6 protein-coding genes are annotated in these 11,138 nt (G+C 72.2%); all 6 read left to right on the plus strand.

The features are described from left to right. The first annotated feature begins 99 nt into the window (after positions 1-99). Entirely contained in the window at positions 100-4,692 is a 4,593-nt protein-coding gene (locus ABZS54_RS07510) for a hypothetical protein (protein WP_355532069.1), read from the plus strand. 109 nt (positions 4,693-4,801) lie between these two features. Further along, complete coding sequence (locus tag ABZS54_RS07515) at positions 4,802-5,743, plus strand: cellulose-binding protein (RefSeq protein WP_355532071.1); 942 nt, start codon at positions 4,802-4,804, stop codon at positions 5,741-5,743. Between the two features lie 171 nt (positions 5,744-5,914). Beyond that, on the plus strand, positions 5,915-7,423 hold the full coding sequence (locus ABZS54_RS07520; RefSeq protein ID WP_355532073.1) for an AI-2E family transporter: 1,509 nt from the start codon (positions 5,915-5,917) through the stop codon (positions 7,421-7,423). Between the two features lie 159 nt (positions 7,424-7,582). Next, the gene (locus ABZS54_RS07525) at positions 7,583-8,683 is read left to right on the plus strand and encodes an ABC transporter ATP-binding protein (RefSeq protein WP_355532075.1); all 1,101 of its coding nucleotides are present in this window, start codon (positions 7,583-7,585) and stop codon (positions 8,681-8,683) included. 27 nt (positions 8,684-8,710) lie between these two features. Continuing rightward, entirely contained in the window at positions 8,711-9,613 is a 903-nt protein-coding gene (locus tag ABZS54_RS07530) for an ABC transporter permease (RefSeq protein WP_355532077.1), read from the plus strand. A gap of 291 nt (positions 9,614-9,904) precedes the next feature. Next, on the plus strand, positions 9,905-11,138 hold a 1,234-nt coding region (locus tag ABZS54_RS07535; protein WP_355532079.1), incomplete at its 3' end, for an ATP-binding protein.

An 11,138-nucleotide genomic window follows, 5' to 3' on the forward strand; every position in this document is an offset into this window, starting at 1 on the left:
AATGCGGTACGGGCGGTTCCGGATGTACTACGGGATCGCATCGTCACCAACCGGTCGGAAACGGCCGATTTGCAGTACTGAAACGTACGCGGCCAGGGGATGGAGTGGGACCCCACAGTGCGGGGCTACGACCGCTACCAAGTTGACGAGCACCTCGAACTGCTCGACGACGAGATCAAGCGGCTGAAGAAGGAGCGCGACGACACCGTCGCACACGCGGAGGACCTCGGCTATCAAGTCGAGGTTCTCCGCGCGAAGCTGCATGACCTTCGCCGCCAACTCGCCACGCCCCGATTCGACAGCATCGGCGGCCAGGCCGAGCAGATGCTGCGCAACGCCCAGTTGCAGGCCGATCAGGTCCGTGCGGACGCCGAGCGTGAACTCCAGGAGTCGCGCGCGACCACGCAGCGCCTGCTCCAGGAGGCCGCCGCGCGCTCCGCCCGGCTGGAGGCCGACTGGCAGGCCGAGGTGATGGAGCGCCGCCGGCGTCTGGACGAGGAACTGGCCCAGGCCCGCCAGGCCACCGAGACCCGGGTCAACGAGAACGTCGCGTGGGCCGAGCAGTTGCGTGCCCAGGCCGAGGAGCGTTCGCGTCAGCTCCTGGACAACGCCCGCACCGAGGCCGAGCGGATCGCCGCCGCGGCGCGCGAGCAGGCCGTCGGCACCAGTGAAAGCACCCGCGCCGAGGTCGAGTCGCTGCTCTCGCGGGCCCAGAGTGACGCGGACCGGGTGATCGCCGAGGCCAAGGCCCGGGCGAGCACGGCCGTGGACCAGTCCGAGCAGTTGCGCACCGAGACCCGCACCCGTGCGGAGAGCCTGGTGGGCGACGCCCGGGTCGAGGCGGCCCGGATCATCGGCGAGGCGCGTTCCGAGGCCGAGCGGGTCACCGGCGAGGCCGGCGCCCGCGCGCAGGGCGCCTCCGAGAACACCGCAAAGCTCCTCGAATCAGCCCAATTGGAGATCGAACGGCTGCGCGCCGAGGCGGCCGGCGAGGCGGACCGCCGACAGGCGGAGGCCCAGCGCCTGCTCCAAGGCGCCGAGGTCGAGGCGAGCGAGAAGCTCGGCAAGGCCGCCGGCGACGCCGAGGCGTATCTGACCAAGGCGCGCGCGGAGGCGGACAAGGTCACCGCCGAGGCTCGCGCCGGCGCCGAGCGGCTGCGCGCCGAGGCACTCGCCGAGGCCGACCGGCTGCGCGACGAGGCCCGCACCGAGGCCGAGGCGCTGCGTACCGACACCCGCGCCGAATTGGACACCGCCCGCGAGGAAACCCTGGCCCGGGTCGACGAGTTGGAGGCCGGGGCGCGCGCGGAGATCGAGCGTCGCCGGCAGGAGGTGGACCGACTGCGGGCCGAGGCACAGCAGTTGCTCACCAACGCCGAGGCCGGCGCCGCCGAGCGCCTGGAGACCGCCGCGCGGGCCGCGGACGACCTGATGGCCAAGTCCCGGTCCGAGGCGGACCGGGCGCAAAGCGAAGCCCGCACCGAGGCGGACGAGTTGCGCGCCCGTGCGCAGGCCGACGCCGAGGCCGTCGAAATGCGCACCCGCGAGTCGAGCGATCGACTGGCGAACGAGGCCCGCGAGTACGCGGACCAGGTCCGCGCCAAGGCCGCCGAGAGCGCCGAGGAACTGCTGGAGACGGCCCGCGCCGAGACCGGCAAGCTGCGCGAGAAGGCGGTCGCCGACACGCACCGTCTGCGCGAGCTGACGCAGCGCCAACAGGCCGAGGCCGTCGAGGAGTTGCAGCGCGCCCGGGACGAGGCGCAGAGCCTGCGCGACGAGGCCGCGAGGGTCGCCGAGCAACTGCGCGAGGAATCGACCGCGCAGGCCGCGGAGCGGGTCGAGGCGGCCCGGACCGAGGCGGAGCGGGTGCGCACCGAGGCGGCCGAGAACGCCGGTCGCTCGCACGCCGAGGCCGAGGAGCTGGTGGCCAAGGCCCGGACCGAGGCGCTCAAGGCCGCGACCGACGCGTCCCGCGCGGCCGAGGAATTGATGCGCTCCGCCGAGCAGGCCGCGACCGAACTGCGCGACCAGGCCGTGGCACAGGCCGAGGCGGTGCGCACGGAGGCCGAGCGGCAGGCGGCCGAGCTGCGTGCCCGCACCGAGGAACTGCGCTCGCGCGCCGAGCAGTCCGCCGGCGAGGCGGAGGCCGCGCTGGACCAAGCCCGGGCGGACGCCCAGGCCACCATGGAACGAGCCCGTGCCGAGGCCGGCGCACGCACCCAGTCGGCCGCGGTCAAGGCGGACGAGCTGATCGGCAAGGCCCGCGAGGAGGCCGAGAAGGTCCTCACCGACTCCCGTGAGGAGGCGGACGGGATGCGCTCGGCCGCCCGCCGGGACGCCGCCTCGATGCGCGAGGAGGCGGAGACCGAGGCGCGCACGCTGCGCGAGGAGACCGAGAGCGCGGCACTGACGCTGCGCGAGGAGAGCACCGAAACGGCCCGCACGCTGCTGGCCGGAGCGGACGCGGACGCGACCCGGATGCGGACCGAGGCCGAGGCCGCCGCGCATGCGCTGCGCGAGAAGACCACCGAGACGGCCCGTTCGGTGCTGGAGCAGGCCGACGCGGAGGCCGAGCGCATGCGCACGGAGGCCGAGACGGCCGCCCGCACGCTGCGCGAGGAGACCACCGGAACCGCGCGTTCGGTGCTGGAGCAGGCGCACGCCGAGGCGGAGCGCATGCGCACCGAGGCCGAGGAGGCCGCCCACACGCTGCGCACCGAGACGGCCGCGACCGTGCGTGCCGCGCTGGACAAGGCCGAGAAGGACGCCGCGCGGGTGCGCGCGGAGGGCGAGGAGACCGCGCTCGGCATCCTGGAACAGGCCGACGGCGAAGCCCGCACCCTGCGCCAGGAGGCGACCGCGGCGCTGGCCGCGGCCAAGTCCGACGCGGATGCGGCACGGGCGCAGGGCGAGACCGACGCGGACCGGGCCAGGTCCGAGGCGCAGACCGCCGCCCGGGCGCTTTTGGAGCGGGCCGAGCGCGACGCCGAGCAGGTGTGCACCGATGCCGAGACCGCGGCCCGCACGCTGCGGCAGGAGGCCGCCGCCGCGCTGGAGGCCGCGCACACCGAGGCGAAGCGGCTGCACGCCGAGGCGACCGCGACAAGGGCCGCGGCCGACCACGACTCGAGCACGCTGCGCGAGGAGGCCGCCGCCGCGCTCGCGGAGGCGACGGCGGAGTCCGAGCGGCTGCGCGGCGAGGCCGAGACGGCCGCGCTGACCCAGCTCGAGCAGGCCGACACCGACGCCGCGCGGATGCGCGAGGAGGCCGAGGTCGAGGCGGCCCGGCTGCGCACCCAGGGCGCCCAGGCGCTGGAGGAGGCCCGCGACGAGGCGGCCGAGCTGCGCGACCGCACCAAGGCGCGGGCCCGCGAGCTGCTGGAGAAGGCCGAGGCGCGCGGCACGGATCTGCTCGAGAGTGCGACCACCCAGGCCCGGTTGGCCAAGGAGGACGCGGCTCGCGCGGTGGCCGAGGCGCAGGCCGAGGCGGAGGCCGTACGTGCCGCGGTGGTGGGCATCGAGGACGCCGCCCGCGAGGAGTCGGACCGGCTCACCGCGCTCGCCGAACGCGACCTGGCCAAGGCCCGCGACGACGCCGAGACCACGCTGGTCCGGGCCCGCGCGGAGGCGGACGCCACGGTCACCGCGGCCCGCAAGCACGCCGAGCGGATGAAGTCCGATTCCGACCGGGAGGCCGAGAAGACCCGAACGGCCGGACGGGAAGCGGCGAACAAGGAGCTGCGCGAGGCCGAGGAGGCCGCGACCGAACTGCGCGACCAGGCCCGCGCGGAGCTGGAGCGCGCCACCAACGAGGCCGAGGATCTGCTGATTCGGGCGAAGGGTCGGGCCACCGAGATCGTCGGCACCGCCGAGCGCAAGGCCGAACAGCGCGTCAACGAGGCGAACGAGGCGGCGAACCGGCTGATCACCGAGGCCGAGGCGGAGGACGAACGGCTGCGCGCCGAGGCGACGGCGGTGATAGAGAAGGCGCGCAAGGACTCGGACGCGATGATCAGCGAGACGCGCCGGGACACCACCGCCACCCGCGAACGCTCCGACAAGGAGGCCGAACAGGCCGTCGAACGCGCCCGCCGGCAGGCTGCGGAGGGCCTGAAGCAGGCGGGCAAGCGAGTCGACGACCTCGTCGCCGCCGCGGAGGAACAGGTGAGCGAGGCCCGCGTGGACGCCGAGAAGATGAAGGTGGCCGCGGCGGAGGAAGCCGAGCGAATTCGTGACAAGGCCGGTTCCGAGGCGGATAGGGTACGGATTGCCGCGGTGAAGAAGGCCGAGGCGTTGCTCTCGGAGGCGGAACAGCGCCTGGCCGACGCCCAGAAGGGCGCGGACGACCTGCGGGCGAAGGTGGCCGAACAGGTGGCCGCCGCCCAGCGGGAGGCGCAGGCGGTCCGTCGCAAGACCGCCGCGGACGCCGAGAAGGTTCTCGACGAGGCGCGGAAGGAGGCGGAGCGACTGCGCACCGAGGCGCGCAAGGACGCGGACCGTCATCGTGCCGACGGACAGCGCAAACTCGACGAGTTGAACCGCAGGCGCAAGGACATCACCGCCGAGATGTCACGCGTGCAGGGCGTGTTGGACGCGCTCGCGGCTCCCGCGGGTCTGTCCTCCGGCAAGGGCAACTCCTCGTCGGGCAAGGGCCCCGCGGCGAAGGGTGCCGGTTCGTCGTCATCCGATTGAGCGATGCCGGCCGGTTCTCATCCCCCGGTCAGGTCGATGCTCCGCCCGATTCGTGCCAGGATTCCACCCGTCACCTCATTCACCGCACCCGTCATACGACAGGAACCCCATGAGCGACACTAACTCTCCGCACGGCTTCGACATCGTCCGCCGTGGGTACGAGCGTTCGCAGGTCGACGACCGCATCACGAAGCTCGTGTCGGACCGTGACAGCGCGCTCGCGAGGATCTCGGCGCTGGAGAAGCGGATCGAGGAACTGCACCTCGAAAGCCAGAACGCGCAGGCCCAACTCGCCGATGCCGAACCCTCCTACGCGGGTCTCGGCGCCCGGGTGGAGAAGATCCTCCGCCTTGCCGAAGAAGAGGCCAAGGACCTGCGCGAGGAGGCCCGCCGCGCCGCCGATCAGCACCGCGAGTTGGCCGAGGCCGCCGCCCAGCAGGTCCGTTCCGACGCCGAGCAGTACGGCAAGGAGCGCAAGGCCAAGGCCGAGGACGAGGGTTCGCGGATCCTCGACAAGGCCAAGGGCGACGCCGCGCAACTGCGCGGCGAGGCGGCCAAGGACGCGTCGGCCAAGCGCGAGGAGGCCGAGGCCCTCTTCGAGGAGACCCGGGCCAAGGCCGCCCAGGCCGCCGCCGACTTCGAGACCAACCTGGCCAAGCGCCGCGAGCAGTCCGAGCGCGACCTGGCGGCCCGTCAGGCCAAGGCCGAGAAGCGCCTGTCCGAGGTCGAGCACCGGGCCGAGCAACTGCGCCTGGAGGCCGAGAAGCTGCGTACCGACGCCGAGCGTCGTTCGCGTCAGACGATCGAGACGGCGCAGCGCCAGGCCGACGACATCGTCGCCGACGCGCGGGCCAAGGCCGACCGGATCCGCTCGGAGTCCGAGCGTGAGCTGGCCGCGCTGACCCACCGTCGGGACAGCATCAACGCGCAGCTGACCAACGTGCGCGAGATGCTGGCGACCCTCACCGGCGCGGCCGTCGCCGCCGCGGGTGTGAGCATCGATGACGACGACGACAAGATGCCGGGTGTGCCGGCGCAGCAGAGCCGCTGACGCTCCCGGAGGGAGTTTCGGCACGGGCCGTAGCGGCCGGGCGGCGGACGGGTTCCACGAGGACCCGCCCGCCGCCCGGCCGCATTTTCATGACGCAGTCTCGGGGCGTCAACAGGACGCGCGGCGTGCCGAATCTTCGGACCCGAGCAGGTGAACGAGGAGCAACGGGGCATGGGTCGATTGGGCAGCATCTGGCCGCGCCGCAGATCGGGTGCGCCTACCGGCAGCGGCACCGCCCCGGATGCCGGCGCGGGCACGGCGGCGGACGGGGCCGACGTACCCGCGCCGCCCGCGGACCCGGTCGGTGTGGACCCGACGGCGCCCGGCAAGCCGGGCCCCGCGCCGGGGACTTCGGCCGATCCGGCGCCCGTGCCGGTCCCCGCCCGGGTCGGCCCGGCCGATCCCGATGGGGTGGACACGGCGCCGCGGCCGAACGTGGTCGGTGCCGCGGACGACGCCGCGAGCACGGGCACGGGCGCAGGCGCGAACGCCGACGCGGGCACGGTCGTTCCGGCACAGGCCGACGGCAAGGCTCCGGGCTCGACCCCGGCCTCGACCCAGACCCAGACCCCGACCCAGGCCCCAGCTCCGGCCCCGGCCCCGGTCCGGCCGTGGACCGGCGTCGGCTCGCGGTTCGGCGATCCGGGTCAACCGCTGCGGCGTTCGTCGCCGTTCTACATCGGCTTCATCGGCGGACTCGGGCTGATCACCGCGTGGTTCCTGGCCCAGGCCGTGATGGGCATCCAGCACGTCCTGATCATCATCCTGATCTCGTTCTTCCTGGCCGCGGGCCTGAACCCGTTCGTGGAACGGCTCGAGCGCCGGGGCATGGCTCGGCGCTGGGCCGTGTGCACGGTCGCCCTCGGCTTTCTGGTGGTGACCGCCGGTTTCGTCACCGCGATCGCGCAGCCGCTGGTCGAGCAGACGTCGAGCCTGATCAACTCCATCCCCGACAGCCTCACGGAGTTGCGCAACAACACGAGGTTCCGAAAGCTCGACGAGAAGTACGACATCGTCACCCGGGCCAAGGACTGGGCCGCCGATGCCAACACCGCGCAGAACGTGGCGGGCGGCCTGTGGGGCTTCGGCAAGATGGTGCTGACCTCGCTGTTCGACACGCTCACGGTGATCGTGTTGACGCTGTACTTCCTGGGCGCGCTGCCCAGCATCAAGAACCACCTGTACAACCTGTTCCCGAGGTCGCGGCGGGCGCGGGTGCGGCTGCTCGGCGACGAGATCCTGTCCGGGATCGGCGGCTACGTGAACGGCGCGCTGATCGTGGCCACATGCGCGGGCCTGTCCTCGTTCATCTTCCTGATGATCCTGGGCAACGACTACGCGCTGCCGCTGGCCCTGGTGATCGCGTTCACCGACCTGATCCCGATGATCGGCGCCACCGTCGGTGCCGCGGTGGTGTCGATCGTGGTCTTCTTCGACTCCCCCGGCAAGGCGCTCACGTGCGTGATCTTCTTCCTGGCCTACCAGCAGTTCGAGAACTACCTGATCTATCCACGGGTGATGAACCGCGCGGTGAACGTGCCGCCGGCGATCACGGTGATCGCGGCGCTGGTCGGTGGCGCGCTGCTCGGCGTGACGGGGGCATTGCTCGCGATTCCGATCGCAGCCGCCGTATTGCTCATACTGCGCGAAGTGGTCACCCCTCGTCAGGATCAAGCCTGAGTTGTCAATCATCCTGCGGGATGATTGACGGAACTTCCCTCGAACCTGTGACCGGACCATGGCCCGCCGTGCGGCTGCCGTCGGCAGCCGCGTTTCGGGCCTAAGCTCGAATCCTCAAACAGCTCGTGGACCGAAACCATCCTGGGAGTGCGGCGACAGATGATCGAAGCGAGAGGGCTCACCAAACGCTACGGAAACAAGCTGGCGGTGGATCAGCTTTCCTTCCAGGTGCGTCCGGGCTCGGTGACCGGCTTCCTCGGCCCCAACGGCGCCGGTAAATCGACCACCATGCGGATGATCCTCGGGTTGGACGCACCAAGTGGCGGCAACGTCACGGTCAACGGCCGCCCGTACGACCATGTCCAGGCCCCGTTGCGAGAGATGGGCGCGCTGCTGGACGCCAAGGCGATGCACGGCGGCCGGACCGCGTACAACCACCTGCTGTGCCTCGCGCAGAGCAACGGCATCCCCAACCGCCGGGTGGACGAGGTGCTCGGGATGGTCGGCCTGACCCAGGTCGCCAAGAAGCGGGCGCGGGGCTTCTCGCTCGGCATGGGCCAGCGGTTGGGCATAGCGTCCGCGCTGCTGGGCGACCCCGGCATCCTGATGTTCGACGAGCCGGTCAACGGGCTCGACCCCGAGGGCATCCTGTGGATCCGCAACCTGATGAAGCAGCTCGCTTCCGAGGGTCGCACCGTCTTCGTCTCCAGCCACCTGATGAGCGAGATGGAGGTGACCGCCGACCACCTGATCGTGATCGGTCAGGGGCGGATGATCGCCGACACCTCGATGCGCGACTTCATCGAGACGAACTCGCAGTCGTTCACGGTGGTGCGCTCGCCGCAGGTGGAGAAGCTCAACACGCTACTCCAGGGCAAGGGCGCGACGATCACCCCCGACCAGGCAGTGCCCGGCGCGTTCCGCGTGCACGAGCTGCCGCCGGCGACGATCGGTGACCTCGCCGCCGAGCACGGCATCGCGCTGCACGAGCTCTCGCCGCGCTTCGACTCGCTCGAAGAGGTCTACATGCGGATGACCCAGCACAGCGTGGAGTACCGCGCCGGGCTGCCGGGCGGCCCGCCGCCCGGATGGGGTCCGCCCGGGATGGCACCACCGCCCGGCTGGGGTCCGCCCGGGATGGCACCGCCGCCCGGCTACCCGCAGCAGGGCGCGCCCGGCGCGTGGGGAGCTCCCGCCGGGGCGCCGAGCGCCGGCGCCCCGACCCTGTCCAAGCCGCAGTCCAACGGAAGCGAGGGCTGAGCGATGGCACAGAACACTCCGCCCCCCATGCCGCAGAACCAACCGCACGCGCAACCGCACATGACGGCTCCCCCGCAGCAGGCGCTTCAGCAGCCGGGCGCGCAGTTCGCGCCGCCCGCGCAGCAGGCGCCGTACCCGCCGGTGCAACAGGTGCAGCTCGGCGGTCAGATCGGCGGCGGCAACGCGGGCTTCGGCCGGGTGCTGCTGTCCGAGTGGACCAAGATCCGCACGGTCCGCTCGACCATGTGGACGCTGGTCGTGATGGTGCTGCTGATCCTGGGTCTGGGTGTGCTGCTCGCCGGCACCGTCCACCCGGATACCGACGACGACTACGTGAGCGTCGCGCTGATCGGCGTGATCATCGCCCAACTCGCCGCCGCGACGCTGGGCGTGCTGACCATCTCCGCCGAGTACACGACGGGCATGATCCGCACCACGCTGACCGCGTACCCGCGCCGGCTCCAGGTGTTGGTCGCCAAGGGCGTGGTCTTCGCGGGCCTGATGTTCGGGGTCGGTCTGGTCACCATGGGCCTGACCGCCGTGCTCGGCAAGTCGATACTGACCTCGCGGATCGGCGAATCCAGCGCCGACGTCGACCTGTTCCGCAGCGTCGTGGGCGGCTCGCTCTACCTGGCCGTGATCGGCCTGTTCGGGCTCGGCCTGGGCGTGTTGCTGCGGCACTCGGCGGGTGCGATCACCGCGCTGATGGGCGCGATCCTGCTGCCGATGATCATCGGCCCGTTCCTGCCGCACTCGGTCGGCGAGAAGGTCATGGAGTACTCGCCGATGTTCGCGCTCGGCAAGCTGATCGGTGGCGGTGGTGACGACAGCACCGGCCCGGGCCCGTGGCCCTCGCTGCTGTTGATCGCGGTGTACGCGGCGATCGCGCTGATCGCGGGCGGGATCCGGCTGCGTTCGCGCGACGTGTGACCCGGTCGGTCCGGCGGTACGCCCGACCGCCCATCGGGACGGTTGCCTGACCGTTCGTCAAAAACGTTGGTCCGTATACCGAAAAGGTCTCGCTCGACAGTCGTCGGGCGGGGCCTTTCGGCTGTTATGGGGGCGACTCGCACGGCCGTCGAAGGCACATCGAAAGATGGTCCGACGATATGCTCACGTCTCATGTATGGGCAGGGGGATCCAGGAACACCCAACGCAGCGGACGCGGCACTTGTGCGCGTTCCCGCTCCCGTTCACCAGAGCCGGCGCTCGGGGGGCGGAGTGGCGGCGGGGCTCGGTTCCGCGGCGGCCGTCTTCGCGTTGGCGGGGATCGCGACCGCCGTCGTCCTGCTGGGCGATTCGGACACCGTGTGGCAGTCGGTGCTCGCCGGCACGCTGCTCACCACCGCCGTCGCGTTGTCCTCGATCGCCGCGTGGCTGCGGCACCGGGTCTCCGAGCGGAGGATCGCCCGACTGCGTGAGCTGACCGTGCGTCAGGCTGCGGAAAGCGCCCGACTGGAGGCCGAACGCGCCCGCCTGGAGGCGGAACACGACGAGCTGTTGCGCGGACGCGCCGCGCTCGCCGACGAGGAAACCCTGATGCGCGGTCGGGTGCACGACGTGTTCGTGAACCTGTCGATGCGCACGCTGACCCTGGTCGAGCGACAGCTGGACCTGATCGAGAAGCTCGAACACGGCGAGGACGAACCCCAGCGGCTCCAGGACCTGTTCCGGCTCGACCACCTCGCCACCCGGATGCGCCGCAACAGCGAGAACCTGCTCGTACTCGCGGACGCGGACGAGCGGCGCGGCCGGCGCCCACCGATCCCGCTGCTGGACGTGGTCCGCGCCGGTGTCTCCGAGATCGAGCGCTACGAGCGGATCGACGTCGGCCACGTGCCGCGCGCCGAGGTGCTCGGCCGCGCCGCCGACGACGTCGGCCACCTGCTCGCCGAACTCCTGGAGAACGCCGCGGCCTACTCGGCGCCCGAGTCCCGGGTGGAGATCGGCGGCTGGACGCTGGAGAACGGCGAGGTCGTGTTGTCGGTGGACGACAACGGGATCGGCGTACCGGCGGACCGGCTCACCGAGTTGAACTCGCAGATCGAACGGGACAGCACGGAGGAGGAGGCCGCCGGCGGCGGTGGTGGCCTGGGCGTGTTCGTGGTCGGCCGACTGGCTCGCCGACACGGCATCAGGGTGCAGCTGCGCCCGCGCCCGCAGGGCGGGTTGAGCGCGGTCGTGGTGATCCCCGCGACGGCGTTCAACGGCCTGGGCCCCTCGCCCGCCGAGTTCTCCGCCGAGCGCGATCGGGAACAGGAGCGCGAGCGGGACCGGATGGCCATTCCGGGCGTGGCCCCCGGCGCGCGGGCCATCCCGCCCGGCGCGGCCCGACTGGCGCTGCCGGTGGCTCGGCCGATCGAGGCCGAATCGAGCCCCGCCGCCGCGGTCGAGGCCGAACCGCCCGCGCGGGCCGAGTCCGCCGGGCCGCGCGGTCCGGTGGTGCCGCGCGAGG

This window comes from Embleya sp. NPDC005575, assembly GCF_040605455.1.
GTDB lineage: Bacteria > Actinomycetota > Actinomycetes > Streptomycetales > Streptomycetaceae > Embleya.